The following is a 19008-nucleotide window of genomic DNA, read 5'->3' on the forward strand; positions in this document are numbered from 1 at the left end:
CTCGGCCGGCCGGAAGAGGGGCGCTCACAGCTCGCCCATCCGGCGGATCACCGGGGCCACCCGCTGGACGCCGTGGCGGTAGGCGCCGCGCGCCGCGCGGCGCACGATCTGCCGGACCGGTCCGGGCTCCTTGCCGGCGGCGGGGGTGCCGGGCAGCGGGGTGCCGTCCGGGCCGAGGTGGTGGCGGGCGAGCAGGCCGGGCAGGTAGCCGGGCGCGGTGACGGGCGTGTAGTACGGGGCCGGCAGGGGCAGGCCGCCGGGGCGGTCGAGCAGCTTGGCGATGCGTTCCCGGGCGGCGTCGAAGGCCCTGTCGTACGACTCGCCCCCGGCGGCCACGCCCTGCCGGGACACCCATTCCTCGTCCGGCACGGGCCGGTGGCCGGCGTCGAGCTGGTCCCAGGAGGCGAGGCAGCCGGAGCCGACGAAGTGGTGGTTGCCGAGCGCCTCGCGTACGCCGAGGTCGGTGAGGACCGCGGTCGGGATGCGGCGGTGCAGGGACTCCAGGGCGGCCGTGGAACTCACCGTGACCAGCAGGTCGGTGCGGTCCAGGACCTCGCCCATGTGCCCGTACACCAGGCGGAAGTTGGCCGGCGGGTCGAGGCGCTGGACCAGTTTCTGGTACGGCAGTTCCTCGATGTGCGTGGTGTGCTCGCCCGGCTTGGAGCGCAGCTTGAGCAGTACCTCGCGCTCGGGGTGCCGGCGGGCGTGCTCGACCAGCCGGTTCAGCAGGTAGGTACGGTCCCGGCGGTTCTCCGGCACGGAGGGCTGGGCGGCGAAGACGACCGTGCGGGGGTCGTGCTCTCCGGTGTAGGCGGCTCCGCCGAGGAACGGCAGCGCGACCTCCGTCACCGAGCCGGCGTCGGCGCCCACGCCTTCGTACACGGCGCGGAAACGGTCCGCGTCCTGACGGGAGTTGGCGAGGACGAGGTCGGCCCCGTGGCGCAGCAGCAGGCCGTCGGCGAGCTTCTCGTAGACGACTCCGACGTATCCGGTGACGACGACGGGCCGCTTCGCCCGGCCGGCCGCGGCGTCCGCCCAGACGCGCCCGAGCCCGTGCAGCATCGCCTGCACCCCGCCGCCGACCAGGGCGAGGACCAGGATGTCGTACGACTCCTCGCGCATGGCGTGCAGGAACTGGACCGCGGTCACCTCGTGGAGGGCGTCCGCCTGGACGCCGACCTCGTCGAGCTGACGGGCGGTGGGAGTCGCACGGCCCCGCAGGAGATAACCGTCCAGACGGATGTCCGAATTCTCCGGGGCGATACGGTTCGCGGTGAGCGCGCCCCATTTCCACCGGGTGTCGGAATCCGCGAGAACGGCGACTCGCAGGGACTTCGTTGCACTTGCTGGCACAACGAAGACGTTAGGAAGCAATTTCCAGGAGCGGCCCAACCCGAATCCAACAAATGGTTAACAACAGATCGCCGAATGGGGAATCGGCCTGCCCGCCCTCCGGAAAAATATTCGCTTCACTGCTTCGCCACGCGTCGTTCACCCCGTATCAAGGTTCAGGTAAAGACGAATGACGGGCCGCCACCTAACGTCGAAGACGTGCTCAAGCTCTCCGTCATCGTGCCGTTCTACAACGTGCGCCCATACGTCCCCGATGCCCTGCGAAGTCTGCGCGCCAACGCGCGGGACGACTTCGAATTCATTCTCGTCGACGACTGCTCGACCGACGGGACCGCGGATCTCCTCGCGCGCGCCGAGCGCGAACTGCCGGGGGCGGTGCTGGTCGGCCACGAGAAGAACGGCGGCCTGGCGACCGCCCGCAACACCGGCATCGACCGGGCCCGCGGCGAGTACCTGACCTTCCTCGACGGTGACGACTGGCTGGCGCCCGGCTACTACGCCCGGCTGGTCTCCGCGATCGAGAAGCTGGACTGCGACTTCGTCCGCACCGACCACGTGCAGTGCACCGCGCGGGCCCGTGCCGTCCACCGCGTCCCGCACGGCCGGCGCAATGTCGCACTGAACCCGCGCGACGCGATCCTCCCCTCCCACCGGACCACCTCCGTCGACTACGCCTACGCCTGGGCGGGCATCTACCACCGCAGGCTCGTCGAGCGCGGCGTGCTGCACTTCACCGACGGGCTGCGCACCGCCGAGGACCGGCCCTGGATCTGGAAGCTGCACCGGGAGGCGGAGTCCTTCGCGGTGACCGGCCTCCTCGGCGTCTTCTACCGGCGCGGGGTCTCCTCCTCGCTCACCCAGATCGGGGACGTCCGGCAGCTCGACTTCATCCGCGCGTTCGACCAGGTGATCGAGGAGACCGCGCGGGACGCCGATGCGGCGGCCCTGCTGCCGAAGGCCGTGCGCACGTACTGCGCCATCATTTCCCACCACCTGGGAACCATCGAAAGGTTCGAACCCCCCGTGGCGCGACAGCTGAAGGCGATGAGCACCGCCGCACTGCGGCGCATGCCGCAGGACGTGCTCGACGACGCACTCGGCTCGATGGACGCCGAGCGCGCCGGCCGGCTGCGGAGGCTCCGCCGCCGCCCCGTGCCTGCCGCGGAGGTCGCCGCGTGACCACGCAGATCTTCATGGCGTCGACCCTGTACGGCACGGCCACACTCGCCGCCGCCCTGGACTCCGGCTGCTTCGCGCCCGCCGGCCGGCGGATCCTGCTGGTCTCCAACAACGCGACGACGCCCGAGACGACGCCCGCCGTCGACGGGATGCCCGGGTTCGAGCGGCTGCGGTCCCGGTTCGACGACGTGCTGTCGTGGAACGAGGCCGTCTTCCCGTTCCACCCCGGCGGCTGGGCGCCGCGCGTGGAGGACGTGCCCCTGTGGGAGCGCTATCTGCGGCTGCTCTGGAACCTGGGCGACGACGACGTGGCACTCGCCGTGGAGTCCCTCCAGGTCCACCCGGCCCTCGGGGTGACGCAGATCTTCACCGACGCGCCCGTCACCGTCTACGCGGACGGCCTGATGAGCTACGGCCCCACCCGCAACAAGCTCGACCCGCTGGTCGGCACCCGGGTGGAGCGGCTCCTCCACCTCGACCTGGTGCCGGGGCTCGAGCCGCTGCTGCTCACCGAGTTCGGGGTGGCGCCGGAGGTGGTGGCGACCCCGGCGTTCACCAAGGTGCTGGCCGAACTGGTCGACACCGGCGGCGAACTGCCGGACGTGACGGAGCCCGCGCTGCTGCTGGGCCAGTACCTGTCCGCGCTGAACATCCTCTCCGCCGAGGAGGAGGAGAACCTTCATGTGCGGATGCTGAAGGGCGCGGTGAAGCTGGGGCACAGCCGTGTGGTGTTCAAGCCGCACCCCACGGCCCCGGCGCGCTTCACCCGCACCCTGGAGGAGGAGGCCGAGCGGCTCGGCGTCGGTCTCACCGTGGTGGACACCCCGGTGCTGGCCGAGGTGCTGTACCAGCGGATGCGTCCGGCCCTGGTCGTCGGCTGCTTCTCTACCGCCCTGCTGACCGCGTCCGCCCTGTACGGGCTGCCGGTCGCCCGGGTCGGCACCGAGACCCTGCTGGACCGGCTGACGCCGTTCGAGAACAGCAACCGCGTCCCGGTCACCATCGTCGACGCGCTGCTGCCGGAGCCGACGGACGAGGCGGCGGTCGCCGAGGGGCGCGGGCGCATGGACACCGACGCGCTCGGCGACCTCGTACGGGCCGTCGGGTTCACGATGCAGCCGAAGATCCTGCCGGCCCTGCGGCCCGAGGCCGAGCGCTACCTGTCGACGCGGCTGGACGACGGCACCCGGCGCTACTTCAAGAAGAAGCGGCTGACGTCCCTCGGGCTGCCCGGCGGGGTGCCGTCCCAGCTGGGGTTCCTGCCGCGCAACGCCACGGTCCGGAAGGTCGCGCGCCGGGCGCGCAGGCTGCGCCGGGCGATGGCCCGCGGCTGAGCACGCGCCCGCACCCTGCCCGCCCGGCCGACGGACAGGGCGGGCGGCCGGGCGGCAGGCGGCAGGCGGGCACCGGACTTCCCGAGTGAACGGTGAGCGAAGGCCATGGAAAGCTCGAGCGACAACCAGTTGCCTCCATGGATTCCATGGTGAACCGGCGATCACACTCATAGGATCGCCACGCTTGCCGCCCTTCTCCGGCGCCACCCGACCCGTGAGGCATCCATGACGAACCTCGGCCGGCTCTACCCGCTCCTCGACGATGTCCGCCTGCCGGACACCATCCCCTACTCCCAGGTCAGCACCTGGGAACTGCGGTTCCTCTACCTGCTGGGACGCCATCACCTCACGGGCGAGGACCGGCTGGTCGAACTGGGATCCGGCGGCGGCGGTTCCACCTATGCCCTCGCGCTCGGACTGCGCGAGAGCCCCGTCTTCGACGAGCGCCGGGGGCGGCTGCACGCGTACGACTTCTTCCGCGTCGGCAAGGGCACCTTCGCGACGGAGAAGTTCTTCGCCTCCGGCAAACCGGCCGACGACGATTCCTTCCTGGACGACTTCCGCGGACGCCTCGAACCGTTCCTGCCGTTCCTGGAGATCCACGCGGGGGACCTCTGGAAGACCTCGGACCCCGAGGACACCAGCCCCATCGAGTTCCTGCACATCGACATCGCCAAGACCCCCCGGGTGTTCCGCTGCGTGACCGAGCGGTTCCTGACCCGGCTGCGGCCCGGCTCGGTGGTCCTGCACCAGGACTTCGCCGGCCCCCGGCTGCCGTGGCTGCACCACAGCACGGGCGCGCTGCTGCCGTACATCGAGATCGCCGGGCCGCCGATCCGCTTCACGCTCGCCTTCGAGGTGGTCCGGCCGATCCCCGGGGACGTGCTGAAGTCCATCGCGGAGGACACCCGCTCCGTCGACGAGAAGCTGACGCTCATCTCCGCCGTCCAGGAACGGATCGACCGCGACCACACCGGCGGCATCCCGTTCAAGTCGGTCCTGGAGTTCTCCAAGGCCTACGTCGCCCACTACGCCGGCGACCACCGGCGGGCCTGGTCGCTGGCCGAGCCGCTGGTCTTTGACGAGTACCTCGGCCGTACCCGTGCCGACCACTTCGAGCAGCTGCGCAAGGCGTACGACGAGGACCGGGCGAAGAACGGCGGCGGCGGTTCGCGGCTGTCCCGGCTGGTGAGGAAGACCCTGGGCCGCTGAGTCCGCGGGCACGGCGTGAAGCACCCGGCACGCGGCGTGCGTGAGCCCCCGCGGCCGGTCCCGAAGCCTCCTGGGCGTTCCGGGACCGGCCGCGGGGGCTCGCCCCGTTTCACTCCCCGAGGATCGCCCGCAGGTCGGCGGCGTTCGCCTCGGTGACCTTCCACAGCGACTGCTGACGCTCGTGGACGTCGGCGACGATCGCCGCGTGGCGGTCCAGGATGCCGGTCGCCCGCTCGGTGAGCACGGCGCCCAGGTTCCGTTCGTGCACGGAGACGCCCCACTCGGGGCGCTCGATGTCGGCCAGGAAGTACGCCATCTTCGGGTGCGAGATCAGGCTGATGATCGGCGTGCCCACACCGAAGGGAATCATCCCGGCGTGCCCGCGCATGCCGATGACGAGGCGGGTCCTCGCGTACAGGTCCCGGATCCCGTCGTTGTCGAAGTCGTACATCGGGATCACCGGCAGCGAGATGCCGTGCTCGCGGCGCAGGTCGAAGGCGATCCGCTCGTCGTCCAGCGAGTGCGCCACGCAGCGGACCTCGGTGTGCGCGCCGATGCCGCGCACGGCCTTGGCGATCTCCGCGAGGAAGTGCCCGTAGTCGTGTCCGAAGCGCAGACCCGCCCGGTCGTAGGCGGCGTTCAGCAGGACCGTGTCCTCGCGCTCGGCCGGGTCCGTCCAGCCGGGCACCAGTTGGCGGCTGACCGTGGTGGGGCAGGGCTGGAAGCGGACCTTGTCGTGCAGGTGCTCCGGGAGCATGGCCCGCACCTTGGCGATGGAGCCGTGGTTGCGCAGCCCGAAGAACGCGGACTTCTCCACCAGCAGGCGGAGGCTCTCGCGGAACCGCCCGGCCCGGTACGACTGGCCGTCGAAGGCGTTGAACCCGACCGCGTACACCATGATCGGCACGTCGACGGCGCGCAGGTGCTCGTCGGGAACGTTCCACTGCCAGGCGCTGTTGCCGTTGGGCATGGTGTCCGGGATGAACAGTCCGCCGCCGCCGATGACCAGGCCGCGCCGGGCGTTGACCCGCTCCAGGGCGGCCTGGTCGAACAGCCGGTGGGCGTGCACGGAGTGCCAGCGGCGGGAGGTGGTGTCCGGGCCGAAGCCCAGGCGGACGGTCTCCGGCAGCAGCTTGTCACCGGCGTTGCCCTGGCGGTCCATGTAGAAGGCGACGTGCGCCAGCTGGTCCTCGGCGCCGCCCAGCTCCTGCTGGGGCACGGAGGCGGCGCGCTGGACCCACAGCCGGCTCGAGCGGTGGGTGGGGTCGACGGAGATGCCGGCGGTGGCGTGCCGCAGCGACTCGGCGTCGTCGCCGTGCACCCAGGCCATCTGGGCGAGCCGGGCGTAGGCGGTCGCGGCCCGGTTGGGGGCGGCGGCGGCGAGCAGCAGCTGGGCCTTGGCCTCCTCGTAGCGCGAGACGCTCATCAGGGCGTGCCCGAGCACCTCGTGCGGCCAGGCCTCGTCGAGCGGGAGGTGCACGCTGCTCAAAATGTCGACGGCGTCCTGGTAGTCGCCGGCCGCGATGTGCGCGGCGGCCACCTTGCGGGCGCTCTCGACGTCACCGGTGCGTGCGACGTGCGGGGTGCCGAGGTGCACCAGCAGGTCGTGGTGGAGGGTGCCGGGCCGGGCCAGGTAGGCGGCCTGGAACTCGGCGTCGGACAGCTCGAACTCGCGCCAGCGCTCCTCCGCCCGGCCGTATCCGGCCTCGCCGCCCTGCCAGGGCTTGTGGCGGCCGGTGAAGTGCAGGATCGCGGTGTCGTCGGGGACCGGCAGGTCGCCGGACAGGCGCCGCTTGACGAAGTTGTAGCGGGCGTCGAGGCGGACGAAGCCGCCGTCCAGGACGGCGTTGAGGATGCCCTGGTCGTGCTTGTCCAGCTCGTAGTCGCCGCTGCGTCCGGTCGCGTCCAGCTCGGCGCAGAACGCGTCGCTGAGGTACTCGCGCTGGATGACCAGCAGCCCGGAGTTCAGCTTGTGCTGCCCGTAGAAGAACTGCGGGACGGCCGCCAGGCCCTCGCGCAGCCGCAGCAGTTCACCGAGGTCGCCGAGGACGACCATGTCGGTGTCGAGCGTGATGACGGTGTCGTACTCGCGCAGCCGGAAGACGTCGAGGATGAAGTACGCCTTGCGGACCAGGTAGTTGTCCTGGTCGCCCTTCTTGTACGTGTCGTAGTGCTCGGTGTTCACCCGGCGCAGCACGATCCGCGGGTGCAGGGCGCGGATCCTGGCGAGGGAGCCGGGGCGCAGGTCGTCGTGGAGCACGACGAAGTCCTCGCACACGCCCGGGTTGGACAGCGCGAGGCTGCGCAGCAGGGCGAGGAAGCCGGGCAGGTAGTTCTCGTCGACGTAGGCGGCGAAGGCGACGCGGCGCTTGCCGGTGAGCGCGTCCGACGAGAGTGCCGGCGTCGAGGGGGCCGTGGTCGCGGCCCCGGGGGTGATGGTCATCGCAGGGATATCCTCATGTCGGTCACTCGCTGGGCCCGCTGCATGACCCACTCCTTCTCGCTGGTGTACTCGTGCACGGAGGTGATCGGCATCTTCATGGCTTCCGGCACGCGGTAGGCGCCGCTCTCGTAGAAGTCGAAGCCGATCAGGTCGAGGGTGGGGCTGACGTCCAGGAAGTCCAGCAGGAACAGCATGTTGAAGCCGGTGGTCGGAATGCCCGACCAGGCGTCGGAGCCGAGCCTGCCGATGGTGCGCACGGGCCAGCGCAGCGACTCGTCGCCGAGGAACCGCTGGGCCCCGGGCACCAGGCGGTTGCGCAGGGAGTACTTCCAGTCGCCGGAGATGCCGCCGAACACGAGCCGGGTGGTGACCCGCTGGTCCCAGTTGAAGCCGTGCTTGTGGATGGTGGCGTGGATGTCCGTGCGGCCGCCGGTGTGCTTCTCGTCGATGCGGTACGAGTTGAAGCGGACCACCAGGTCGTAGGCGTCGATCTCGGTTCCCATCGCACTGGAGCCGACCCGGCCGGAGTTGGCGATGAGGCAGACGGACTTGCCGGCCACCTGGTTGCGGAACTCACCGAGGCTGATCCACTGCACGCCGCCGATGGTGGGATCGGCGACGGGACCGCGCATCCGGTTGCGGCGCTGCTCGGCGTAGAGGGCGAGGACCTCGGTGAGTGCGGTCAGGTCGGCGTCGCCGCGCGCGGCCCGCAGCTCCAGGTACTGGCCGAGCAGCTCCTGCCGGTCGGCGACCGGCGCCTGCTCGGCGGCCAGCGCGAGGAGCGCTCCCACCATGCGCGGCTCGGCCTCGGACCAGTCCCCCACGGCGTGTGTGGCCAGGCCCTCGGCCCATACGTCGGTGGCGGGGCCGGCGGCGAACCGCTCGGCGCGCGGGCACTGGCGCCGCAGCAGGGCCAGCAGCTCCTGGTCCTTCTCCCCGGCGACACGCAGTCCGGCGATCTTCGCGGAGACCCCGAACCCGTCGCTGTCGGTGAGGCCCAGGTACCGCTCGTAGGCGGGAACGGCCTCGGTCTCGTCGCCGAGGGCCTCCATCAGCCGGGCGCGCAGCCGCCAGCCGGCGCGGGAGTTCCTGCGCTGGGCGAGGACGGTGTCGCTGATGACCAGGGCGAGGTCCAGCTCGTCGTCGTAGCCGCACTCCAGGGCCTTGCCGGCGACGGCGAGCAGGGCGTCCAGCACCTCGTTGGGGATGCCCGCGGCGGGGGCCGAGGCACCCTTGACGACCCGCTTGAGGCGGGCTGCGGCACCGCTCGGTGCGGCCGGCGCGGCGGCGGGGGCGTCACCGGTCGTGACCACGACGAGCAACTTACGGAGCTGCTCGGCGAGTTCGATCCTGCGGCGGTCCACACTGCCGACGAGTTTTCCGCTGTGCACCGCGCAGGCACGCAAACAGTCGTCCAGCTCCCCTCCGCGCACACGTGCCCGTCTGTTCTGAACCGTCGTCATGGCACTCCTGTTTCGCCGAACCGGCTGCGCGCTCGCTTCGCGACAGCATGGGTTGCGTTTTCTTCCGCGCAAGGGGATGTCGGGAGAATTTAGAAAGCCAAAACGACGCCCAGGTGAACTCGTCTCTACCGGCCGGAGAATGGTTGGCCCGGCGTTCGGTTGTTCTCCGTCCGTCGCACTAGCGTGCTGGCGTACCCGCGGCCGAATCCGGCCGGAATCATGAAACCCAGGGGTTTTCCTTGACCAGCACGCTCGCCCTTCCGGTGCCCGGAGCGACCCGGCAGGCAAAGGCGGAAAAGCCGCGCGGACGTCCCCGGTTGCGCGCCCTGGACGGACTGCGGCTGCTCGCCGCACTGATGGTGGCGGCCTATCACTACGGCGGGCGCGGCGGCGAGGTCACCACCGCCTGGGGAAGTTCTCCGAAGGACCAGTTCCCCACCCTCCACGAGTACTTCGCCTACGGCTGCCTCGGCGTCCAGGTCTTCTTCGTGATCAGCGGATTCGTCATCTGCATGAGTGGCTGGGGCAGGCCGCTGAGGTCGTTCTTCGCCTCCCGCGCCTCCCGGCTGCTGCCCGCCTACTGGGCGGCGGTCCTCCTGGTGACGGCCGTGTTCGCCCTGCCGGTGGTCGTCCACGAGGCGGTCTCGCCGAGCGACGCGCTGGTGAACCTGACGATGCTCCAGCAGCCGCTCGGCGTGGACCGGGTGCTGGGGGTGTGCTGGACGCTGTGGGCGGAGGTCCGCTTCTACGCGCTGTTCGCCCTGTTCGTGGTGATGCCCGGGGCGAGCCGGCAGCGGGTGATCCTCTTCTGCGCACTGTGGATCCTGGCGGCGGCGATCGCCGAGGGCGCGGACGAGCCGCTGCTCGACCTCGTCCTGATGCCGGAGTACGCGCCGTTCTTCGTCGGCGGCATCGGCCTGTACCTCGTCCACCGCGACCGCAAGGACGCGTACGCCTGGGGCATCGTCGGGGTGAGCTGGCTGATCGGCCAGCACTACGCGGTCCAGGACCTGTGGCACGCGCCGAGCGCGGACGCCTTCTCCCACCGGACGTCGTTCGGCATCATCCTCGTCGTGACGCTCGGCTTCGCCGCGGTCGCCGCCATCGCACTGGGCCGGCTCGGCTGGGCGAACTGGCGCTGGCTGACCGTCGCGGGCGCCCTCACCTACCCGTTCTACCTGGTCCACGAGCACCTGGGCTGGGTGGTCATCCACGGGCTGCACCGCGGCCTCGGCATCGGCTCGGCGGAGACCTTCGCACTGACCGTCGCGGCGATGCTGCTGCTGGCCTGGCTGCTGAACCGGTACGTGGAGGAAATCCTGACACCGGTCCTGCGGTCCCGGCTGTCCAAGCCGCCGTCCGAGCGACTCTGACCCCCGGGGCCGCCCGCTGTGCGCCGGGCGGCCCCGCGTCCCTACGCGCCGGCCAGCGACAGCTTCGCCGCGAAGCCCAGGAACAGGGCGCCCGCCGCCGAGGTGGCACCCGCCGACAGGGCCCGGCGGCGGCGGAAGGCGGCGGCGAGCTTGGTGCCGCCGAAGATGAGCGCGCTCAGGTAGAGCACGCTGGCGATCTGCGCGAAGAAGCCGAGGACGACGAAGGACAGCGCCGGGTAGGCGTAGGCCGGGTCGACGAACTGCACGAAGAAGGAGATGAAGAACAGGATCGCCTTGGGGTTGAGCAGGCTGATGACCAGCGCCCTGCGGTACGGCCGCTCCATCGGGGCCGCGTGGGCCGTGACCGCCTCGGGGCCGCTCTGCTCGCGCCGGGTCCGCCACATGCCCCGGGCGGCGCGCAGCATGCCGATCGCGAGCCATGTCAGATAGCCGGCGCCCGCGTACTTCACGATGCCGAACAGCACGGCGTTCGCCTGGAGCAGCGAGGCGACGCCCGCCGCGGACAGCGTCATCAGCACGGCGTCCCCGCACCAGACCCCGGCCGCCGCCCTGTAGCCGACCCGCACCCCGCGCCGGGCGGCGACGGACAGGACGTACAGGGAGTTGGGGCCGGGCAGCAGCACGATGAGGATCAGGCCCGCGAGGTAGGTGGGGAGATCGATGACACCGAACATGAAAAGGAGTGTCGCACGGGGTACGGCACTCCGATCCGGCTGTCCGGAGTTCGGTCAGCCGTCGCCGTCCAGGAGGGTGTCGACGGACAGGTCGAGGGTGATCCCGACGGAGTCCGGGACGGGGACGGACCGGCCCCGCTCGAAGCGCCGGGGGTCGGGGTACTTTCCGTCCCTCGGGTCGGTGTAGAGCAGGACCTCGTCGTGGTGGCGGTCCGCGATGAGATAGGCCGGGATGCCCGCCTTGGCGTAGGTCCCGACCTTGATGGCCGTGTCGTTGGACCAGTTGATGGAGGTCACCTCCAGCACCAGGCGGAAGACGTGCGGCGCGTAGCAGTTCTTCTCCACGAGCGCGTCCCTGTAGTCGTCATCGACCACGGAGAAGTCGGGGACCGCGTAGTCGTCGGGTCCTGTCGGCAGCCACAATCCGATGCCACCGATGTATCCGAGTCCCGCCTGCCTGGCTCCGATCCGCGAGAACTCCTCGATGAGCCAGGTCAGCGACTCCTGGTGCGGACCATCCGGCGGCGGTGTCACGACGATGCTCCCGTTGAGGATCTCTACCCGGTGGCCGGGCAGCTCCTCCCAGAGATGGTCAGCAGCATCGGCAAGCGACGACTCGTGCAGCATCACAGCCACGGCACCCTCCTTACGGGAACACCCTCCACGAGCGTAACCGGGGATGTGCCGTTTTCATCCTCGATCACCCATTTGAGGTAATGGCCCAGCTCAGAAGGCGTCCGAAGGCACGTAAGCCCCCCACACCTCGCGCAGCGCGTTGCACACCTCGCCCACCGTCGCCCGCGCGCGCAGGGCGTCCTTCATCGGGTACAGGACGTTGTCCTCGCCCTCGGCGGCCTTCTTCAGGGCGGCCAGGGCGGTGTCCACCGCCTGCTGGTCGCGCTCCGCGCGCAGCTTCGCGAGGCGTTCGGCCTGCTGGGCCTCGATGGCCGGGTCGACGCGCAGCGGCTCGTAGGGCTCCTCGGCGTCGAGCTGGTAGCGGTTGACGCCGACCACGACCCGCTCGCCGGAGTCGGTCTCCTGGGCGATGCGGTAGGCGGAGCGCTCGATCTCGCTCTTCTGGAAGCCGTGCTCGATGGCGTTGACCGCGCCGCCGAGGTCCTCGACCCGCTCCATCAGCTCCAGCGCCGCGGCCTCCACCTCGTCGGTCATCCTCTCCACGACGTAGGAACCCGCGAACGGGTCGACGGTCGCCGTCACGTCCGTCTCGTAAGCGAGGACCTGCTGGGTGCGCAGGGCCAGGCGGGCGCTCTTGTCGGTGGGCAGCGCGATGGCCTCGTCGAAGGAGTTGGTGTGCAGCGACTGCGTGCCGCCGAGGACCGCGGCCAGGCCCTGCACGGCGACGCGGACCAGGTTGACCTCGGGCTGCTGGGCGGTCAGCTGGACACCGGCCGTCTGCGTGTGGAAGCGCAGCATCAGCGACTTGGGGTTCTTCGCCCCGAACTCCTCCTTCATGACCCGGGCCCAGATCCGGCGGGCCGCGCGGAACTTGGCGACCTCCTCCAGGATCGTGGTGCGGGCGACGAAGAAGAACGACAGGCGGGGTGCGAAGTCGTCGACGTCCATGCCGGCCGCGACCGCCGTACGGACGTACTCGATGCCGTCGGCCAGGGTGAACGCGATCTCCTGCGCCGGGGAGGCCCCCGCCTCGGCCATGTGGTAGCCGGAGATCGAGATCGTGTTCCACTTCGGGATCTCGGCCCGGCAGTACTTGAAGATGTCCGCGATCAGCCGCAGGGAGGGCTTGGGCGGGAAGATGTAGGTGCCCCGGGCGATGTACTCCTTGAGTACGTCGTTCTGGATGGTGCCCGTCAGCCTGTCGGCCGGGACGCCCTGCTCCTCGGCGACGAGTTGGTACAGGAGCAGCAGGAGGGAGGCGGGCGCGTTGATCGTCATCGACGTGGAGACCCGGTCCAGCGGGATCCCGCCGAACAGCACCCGCATGTCGTCGATCGAGTCGATGGCGACGCCCACCTTGCCGACCTCGCCCGAGGCGATCGGGGCGTCGGAGTCGTGGCCCATCTGGGTGGGCAGGTCGAAGGCGACCGACAGGCCCATCGTGCCGTTGGCGATCAGCTGCTTGTACCGGGCGTTGGACTCGGTCGCCGTGCCGAAACCGGCGTACTGGCGCATCGTCCAGGGGCGGCCGGTGTACATCGTCGGGTACACGCCCCGGGTGAACGGGTACGTCCCCGGCTCGCCCAGCTGCTCGGCCGGGTCCCAGCCCTCGAGGGACTCCGGTCCGTAGACCGGTTCGATGGGCAGTCCGCTCTCGGTGGACCGAGCACTTCCCGACTCGCGTGCCATGGTGTGTTGCCTCCCGTCGAGCGGCGCTGCTCGGCCCGCTCGCCCGTTTACCGTCAGTTGCTCACCGGTCGGACCGCCTGCCCGCCAGTACGGACCCGCTCTTCCGACGGACTGTAGTCGTGGGGTGCGCCCCGAGTGCAGGGACGCGCGTTGGGACCTTCCTCACAGGGCCGCCGGGACCCCGCTCACAGCGCTCGCCTCCGCCGCCGTCCGCCTGTCACTCACCACCATGCCCCCTGGTTCGGGAGCGGTCACGTCGGGGAGCATCTCCGGTGACGGCACGCAGGGACCGGTGAGGCGAGGGGGGCTCGCGTGCGTACTACGGGCGTGGGGACGAGGGCACGGACACCGGCACGGACCCGGTCGCGGTCGCGGTCGGGCATGGGCACGGGTACGGGCACGGCGACGAGGGCCGTTGCCGCGGGCGTGGCGCTGGCCGCGCTGGCCGGGGGTGCGGTGGGCTGCACCGTGCAGCCCGTCGACGCGGACGGCGACGGGCGGTCTCCGGTGCGCATCGAGCTGCCGAGCCGGACGCCGTCGGCGTATCAGCCGCCCTCCGATACGGGTTCCGGTTCCGGATCCGGGGGCGACGACGGCGGGAGGGACAAGGACTCCGACGCCGGTGGCCGCCCGGAGAGCGTGCCGGCGCGGGTGCTGTGGTCCCCCGGTGACTCGGGCCGTGACATCCGCGAGCTCCAGGCCCGGCTGCGGCAGATCGCCTGGTTGTTCGACGGCCCCACCGGGACGTACGACGGTCCCACGCGGGAGGCCGTCGAGGGGTTCCAGGGCAAGCGCGGGCTGCCGCGGACCGGGCGGACCGACACCGTCACCTGGCAGCGGCTGCTCGGCATGACACGCGAGCCGGGCCGGTGGGAGCTGTACCTGATGGGCGGCCAGCCGGCCGCCGCACCCGACGCACGCTGCCGGACGGGCCGGGTGCTGTGCATCAGCAAGTCCAGCCGCACCCTGCGCTGGATGGTCGACGGACGGACCCTGACGACGCTGCCCGTCCGCTTCGGCTCCGACCCCACACCGACGCGCGACGGCGTCTTCGAGGTCTACTGGAAGTCCCGCGACCACGTGTCCACGCTCTACGACTCGCCGATGCCCTACGCCATGTTCTTCAGCGGCGGCCAGGCCGTGCATTTCTCGGCCGACTTCGCCGCGCGGGGCTACGCCGGTTCCTCGCACGGCTGCGTCAATGTGCGGGACGAGGCGGCCATCGCCCGGCTGTACGAGCAGGTCCGCAACGGCGACAAGGTCGTCGTCCACTGGTGAGCGCCGCGCGGGCACCGGCGGCATCAGAGGGGTGAGAAGGGCGCGGGCGGGACCGGGGGAACGTGTCCCGCCCGCGCCGAATGCACGAGCCACAGGTACGGGGGGGAACCCGGCTCGGTGCAAAAAGCCGATGACCAGTCGGCTCACTCAGTACTGCGCCCCGGTGGCCGAAAATGTCACACCCGGCGGGGCGGAAACGCCAGGCACCCGTAAACCCGCAGGTCAGCCGGGCCTGTCGGCACCCTTGCCGTTGTTGCCGCCGTTGCCGTTGCCGTTGTTGCCGTTGTTGCCGCCGTTGCCGTTGCCCTTGTTGCCGTTGGCGTTCCCGTTCGCCGCGCCCTCGTTGCTGCCGTTCCCGTTCCCGTTCCCGTTGCCGTTGCCTTTGTTGTTCCGGCCGTTGCCGGTGTCGTTGCCGCCGTCCCTCTTCGCCGTGGAGTCGGAGCCGGGACCGGGGCCGGAGCCCGTGCCCGTGTCGGCCCCGGTGCCGTGGTGGGCCAGGACGTTCTCGCAGTACGGCCCGACGTGGCCGGAGCCGCCCGCCGCGCCCTCCAGCAGGCGCCTGCGGTTGCCCGGGAGCTTGCGGCCGTCGCGCAAGGCACGGCAGGCCGAGGCGATCTGCTTCCCACGACCGTTGCCGGCCGCGAGGTCGCCGGTCTTCACGTCGGTCTCCGCCGGGCCGTCGTCCTCGTCGGCGCCGGTGCCCGGTCCGCCCTGCCGCCCTGTGCCGCCGTCGGCTTCCCCGGACGGCTTGCCCTGCTCGTCCCCGGGCGTGGCACCGCCCGGCGTGTCCTTCTTCGACGGGTGCGGCGGCAGGGGGCGTTCGGGTGGGCCGGTGGCGGTGGCCGTGGCGGCGGGGCCGGAGACTCCGGAGGGTGTCGGCAGCACTCCGGTACCGGCCAGGACCGCGGCACCGCCGACCATGCCCACGGTCAGCGCGGCGGCCAGTCCGAAGCGCACGGAGCGCGCCCAGCGGGGTGCCCGCCCGGCTCCGGACCGGTCCGCGGACGGGGCGCCGATCCTGACCAGTCCGACGTCAGTGCCTCGGGCGGCCCCGGCCCGGTGCGCGGCGGGCACGGCGGACACGGCCTCGGCGGCCTGGCCCGTCCGTTCCTCGCGGACCTCGCGGACCTTGCGGAAAGCGGCCAGCGCGGCGGCCTCGCCGGGGAGTTCCCCGCCGGCCGAAGGGGGTGGGGCGGACAGCGCGCCGAGTGCGCTCGAGAGCCGTTCGGCCTGATCGCGGTCGGCCGGGTCGGCAGCTTCGGGTGACTCTCCGTTCAGCAGTCGCTCCGCCGTTTCGCGGTTCAGCCACCTGTACTGCTCGTCGGCCATCACATGTCCTTCTGCGTCCTCGCTCGCATATGCGTCACACTCGCGGACGTCACCGCAGGGCGGCGTGGTTCTCTCGGGGGCGGGAGGGCGTCGAGCACCCCTGCGGATTCCGGATGGGCTTCCGGAGCGCCGTCGAGTATCTCAGCCAGCCGTCTCAGGCCCCGGTGCGCGGCCGTGCGTACGGCACCCGGCCGCTTGCCCAGCGTCTCGGCGGCGGTCCTCGCGTCGAGGCCCACGACCACCCGCAGGACGACGGCCTCGGCCTGGTCCTGCGGCAGCCGCGAGATGAGGGCGAAGGCGCCGTCGGTGGCCATCGCCTCGATGGCCTGGTCGGCGGTGTCGGACTCGGCGGGCCGCCCGGTCAGTTCGGTCTCGTCGCCGCCGATCGCGGGGCGGCGCCCGCGCATGCGGATGTGGTCGAGGGCCCGGTTGCGGGCGATCCGGGCGGCCCAGCCGCGGAACCGGTCCGCGTCACCGCTGAACCGCTGCAGGTCCCGGGCTATCTGCAGCCACGCCTCGGACGTCACGTCCTCGGCGTCGGGTTCGCCCACCAGCGTGCGTACGTACCCCAGCAGCCGGGGGTGCACGGCCCGGTAGACCGTCCGGAACGCGCTCTCGTCCCCGTCCTGCGCCGCCCCCACCGCAGCCGTCAGCTCCGCGTCGTCCCCCAGCACCGCGCACCCTCTTTGCGCCTAAGCCGGCGCCGCTCTCGCGGACCGGGTTCTCGCCGTCGTGGTTCCTCAATTGATGGTTGCGGTCTCCGGCCGCGGGCGGGTCGTGGTCATGTTTCCGCCGCAGCCTGGCGCGAAAGGCACGTTACGACCTCAAACCTCTCCCCGTCCATGTCCGTCCACGATCCCGTGCATGATTCAACGAACCTGTGACCGCAGGGTGTGACAGAAAACGCACTCATGGCGCTGTAGGAATTACGGGCCGCCGCGCGGTCCGTGCCGCGCGACGGCCGGGGCCTCTCCTGTGGGGGGTGGCGGCCCCGGCCGTTGCCTTGGCAGACGTGGACTACGGCTTCTTTTCGCCACCCGGCCGGGCGGACGCACCCTGACGGCCGTTCACGCCGTTGTCCGGACCACCGGAGCCGTTGCCGGAGTTGCCCGCGTCGTCGGGCCGGTTCCCCGGCGCGCCGGTGCCGCCGGGCTCCGCCCCGCCCGTCGTCGGCCGCACCTGCCCGGCGCAGTGGGCCTCGACGTTCGCCGCGCCGCCCGCCGCCTCGACGAGCCGCTTCCAGGCGGTCGATCCGAGTGCCTTGCCGCGTCCCTCGACCTTCTCGTACGCGCGGCAGTGGGCCTCGGTGTCCTTGGCCCGGAAGGGGCGCTCCGGTGTGGTGGGGCCGGAGCGCGCGTCCGGGTCGGCGGCGGGGGACCGGCCGGCGGACGGCTCCTCGGCCAGGTACTCGGACGGGAGGGAGGTGACGGCCGGTGCCGATGGACGGGCCCCGCCCTCCCGGGAACCGTCCGTCGCCGTTCCGGTCGCGCCGATCCCCGCGACGGCGACCCCGCCCAGGCCGAGGCCGGCGACCAGAACGGAGAGGGCGGCCTTCACCGAGAAGCGGCCGAGGCGCCGTTCCCCGGGTCGCCAGTCGTCGCGGCGCCGGGTACGGGTGCGATGCGCGCCCGCGTCCCGTGCCTCTCGGAACGCGGCCACCGCCCGCTGTTCGGACGCGCCGTCGGCGGCGCCCTGGGCCAGAGCTTCGGCGAGCAGGGCCTCGAGGCCGACGGGGTAGGGGCCGACGGCGTCACGGGCAGGGTGCCGACCGGAGGAAGGGTCGGAGGCAGAACCGGGACCGGGGCCGTCCTGGCCGGCCGTGCGGTGGCCCCGCGACGTGTGATCAGGGTGCGCATCCCGACGGCCGGGTGTCCCGCCGTCGTTCCTCCGTTCACCCATGTCCGTTTCCGTCCCTGCTCGATCCGTTCAATCCGTTCGATCCATCCGGTCCATCCGGTCCACTCGCCCGGCCCGGCCGGGCGGTGACCGTCCGACCGACGCATACGTTCCGCAGGCCCGGCCTGTTCAGATCGCCGAACCGGCCTCGCGTCACAGGTGGCCCCGCCCGCCGTCACACCCCGTCGCGGTCACCGGTCACTTCGACTCACCCAGCGTCCGGGAGGCCTCATCCGTCACACTTTCGCCGCCCAACTGCCTGGCCAGGCGTTTCAGGCCCCGGTAGGCGGCCGTCCGTACCGTGCCCGGCCGCTTGCCGAGGACCCGGGCGGCGGCGGGGCCGTCGAGGCCGACGACCACCCGCAGCAGTACGGCCTCGGCCTGGTCCCGGGGCAGCCCGGCGACCAGTTCCAGGGCGCGCTCGGTGGAGATGGCCTCCAGTGCCTGGTCGGGCGTGCTCTGCGGGCCGGGGAGGTCCAGCACGTCCTGTTCCAGCGCCGAGGGCCGTGGCCGCGCCCGTTGCCGGCGCAGGTGGTCCAGCGCCCGGTGCCGGGCGATGGTCGCCGTCCAGCCCCGGAACCCCGCTCCGTCGCCCCTGAACCGGCCGAGGTCGCGGGCTATCTCCAGCCAGGCGTCCGAGGTCACGTCCTCGGCCTCGTCGCCGACCAGTCCGCGCACGTAGCCGAGAAGTCGGGGATGCACGAGCCGGTAGGCCACGGCGAAGGCGGCCTCGTCACCGTCCTGGGCCCGCGCGACGGCCGCGCCCAGTTCCCCGTCGTGCGCCTGTGCGCGGCGGGGTTGCCCTCCCTTGCCCAAGAACTGTCCTCGTCCGTACCGGTCCGTGCCGCAGCCGTCCGGCGCGCCACGTCGGGTCGTGCCCACGGTCTCAAGGTCATCAGCGTCCGGCGCCACGAAAGTGTCACAGCTCGTCAGATGCCCCGTGCCTCCCGCCGACCGGCCGGCGGAGCCGAGCCGGGCAGGGCATACCGGTCGCCGGACGGTGCCGGGGGCGCGGTGGGTGACGTTTGACCACGCCTGTGCGCTGACTGAATGCCGCCTGTGTGACAGGCGATGACATCGTGATTCCTTTCTAGGGGTGGGGCAGTTGAGTGCTCGTAGGAGCCGTGC

Annotated in this window: 15 protein-coding genes; 5 read left to right on the forward strand and 10 right to left on the reverse strand. The window is 71.7% G+C overall.

Annotated features, from left to right (window positions below):
• Window positions 1–24: 24 nt before the first annotated feature.
• A complete protein-coding gene (locus ACIF80_RS02700; protein ID WP_399798464.1) occupies window positions 25–1353 on the reverse strand; it encodes a DUF6716 putative glycosyltransferase in 1329 nt (442 codons plus the stop codon).
• Window positions 1354–1551: 198 nt separating this feature from the next.
• On the opposite strand from ACIF80_RS02700, the gene ACIF80_RS02705 reads away from it, so the two are divergent.
• The 3 genes from ACIF80_RS02705 to ACIF80_RS02715 all read left to right on the forward strand — a co-directional run bounded on the left by ACIF80_RS02705 (window position 1552) and on the right by ACIF80_RS02715 (window position 5078).
• Window positions 1552–2532, forward strand: coding sequence for a glycosyltransferase family 2 protein (locus ACIF80_RS02705; protein WP_399798466.1), 981 nt, complete (start codon window positions 1552–1554; stop codon window positions 2530–2532).
• Window positions 2529–3866 carry a polysialyltransferase family glycosyltransferase gene (locus ACIF80_RS02710; RefSeq protein WP_399798468.1) on the forward strand — a complete coding sequence of 446 codons (1338 nt, stop codon included), beginning with the start codon at window positions 2529–2531 and terminating at the stop codon, window positions 3864–3866. The genes ACIF80_RS02705 and ACIF80_RS02710 overlap by 4 nt, the downstream gene beginning before the upstream one ends.
• A 225-nt stretch (window positions 3867–4091) precedes the next feature.
• Window positions 4092–5078, forward strand: a complete 987-nt coding sequence (locus ACIF80_RS02715; RefSeq protein ID WP_399798470.1) for a hypothetical protein — start codon at window positions 4092–4094, stop codon at window positions 5076–5078.
• 109 nt (window positions 5079–5187) lie between these two features.
• Here ACIF80_RS02715 and ACIF80_RS02720 read toward each other — a convergent pair whose 3' ends face one another.
• Together ACIF80_RS02720 and ACIF80_RS02725 are read right to left on the reverse strand one after the other, a co-directional pair.
• On the reverse strand, window positions 5188–7521 hold the full coding sequence (locus tag ACIF80_RS02720) for a glycosyltransferase (protein WP_399798473.1): 2334 nt from the start codon (window positions 7519–7521) through the stop codon (window positions 5188–5190).
• Window positions 7518–8984 (reverse strand): glycosyltransferase family 29 protein, encoded by a 1467-nt coding sequence (locus ACIF80_RS02725; protein ID WP_399798476.1) that lies wholly within the window; start codon window positions 8982–8984, stop codon window positions 7518–7520. The genes ACIF80_RS02720 and ACIF80_RS02725 overlap by 4 nt, the downstream gene beginning before the upstream one ends.
• A gap of 263 nt (window positions 8985–9247) precedes the next feature.
• Here ACIF80_RS02725 and ACIF80_RS02730 point away from each other — a divergent pair, with 263 nt between their 5' ends.
• Window positions 9248–10357 carry an acyltransferase family protein gene (locus ACIF80_RS02730; RefSeq protein ID WP_399799399.1) on the forward strand — a complete coding sequence of 370 codons (1110 nt, stop codon included), beginning with the start codon at window positions 9248–9250 and terminating at the stop codon, window positions 10355–10357.
• A gap of 41 nt (window positions 10358–10398) precedes the next feature.
• Here the strand turns inward: ACIF80_RS02730 and leuE are convergent, their stop codons facing one another.
• The 3 genes from leuE to ACIF80_RS02745 form a co-directional block, all read right to left on the reverse strand.
• On the reverse strand, window positions 10399–11052 hold the full coding sequence (gene leuE, locus ACIF80_RS02735; protein ID WP_399798479.1) for a leucine efflux protein LeuE: 654 nt from the start codon (window positions 11050–11052) through the stop codon (window positions 10399–10401).
• A gap of 54 nt (window positions 11053–11106) precedes the next feature.
• A complete protein-coding gene (locus ACIF80_RS02740) occupies window positions 11107–11679 on the reverse strand; it encodes a Uma2 family endonuclease (protein WP_399799402.1) in 573 nt (190 codons plus the stop codon).
• Between the two features lie 99 nt (window positions 11680–11778).
• Window positions 11779–13377, reverse strand: a complete 1599-nt coding sequence (locus tag ACIF80_RS02745) for a methylmalonyl-CoA mutase (RefSeq protein ID WP_399798481.1) — start codon at window positions 13375–13377, stop codon at window positions 11779–11781.
• Between the two features lie 381 nt (window positions 13378–13758).
• On the opposite strand from ACIF80_RS02745, the gene ACIF80_RS02750 reads away from it, so the two are divergent.
• Window positions 13759–14655 carry a L,D-transpeptidase family protein gene (locus ACIF80_RS02750; protein WP_399798484.1) on the forward strand — a complete coding sequence of 299 codons (897 nt, stop codon included), beginning with the start codon at window positions 13759–13761 and terminating at the stop codon, window positions 14653–14655.
• A 222-nt stretch (window positions 14656–14877) separates the two neighbouring features.
• Here ACIF80_RS02750 and ACIF80_RS02755 read toward each other — a convergent pair whose 3' ends face one another.
• From ACIF80_RS02755 to ACIF80_RS02770, 4 genes are all read right to left on the reverse strand, one after another.
• On the reverse strand, window positions 14878–15984 hold the full coding sequence (locus tag ACIF80_RS02755; RefSeq protein ID WP_399798486.1) for a hypothetical protein: 1107 nt from the start codon (window positions 15982–15984) through the stop codon (window positions 14878–14880).
• The gene (locus tag ACIF80_RS02760) at window positions 15984–16658 is read right to left on the reverse strand and encodes an RNA polymerase sigma factor (RefSeq protein WP_399798488.1); all 675 of its coding nucleotides are present in this window, start codon (window positions 16656–16658) and stop codon (window positions 15984–15986) included. Before ACIF80_RS02760 ends, ACIF80_RS02755 begins: the two co-directional genes overlap by 1 nt.
• Window positions 16659–17001: 343 nt before the next feature.
• Entirely contained in the window at window positions 17002–17883 is an 882-nt protein-coding gene (locus ACIF80_RS02765) for a hypothetical protein (protein WP_399798490.1), read from the reverse strand.
• A 195-nt stretch (window positions 17884–18078) separates the two neighbouring features.
• Window positions 18079–18696, reverse strand: coding sequence for an RNA polymerase sigma factor (locus ACIF80_RS02770; protein ID WP_399799404.1), 618 nt, complete (start codon window positions 18694–18696; stop codon window positions 18079–18081).
• Window positions 18697–19008: the final 312 nt, after the last annotated feature.

Origin of the sequence: Streptomyces sp. NPDC085927 (assembly GCF_044540975.1) — a bacterium.
Taxonomy (GTDB): Bacteria; Actinomycetota; Actinomycetes; order Streptomycetales; family Streptomycetaceae; genus Streptomyces; species Streptomyces hirsutus.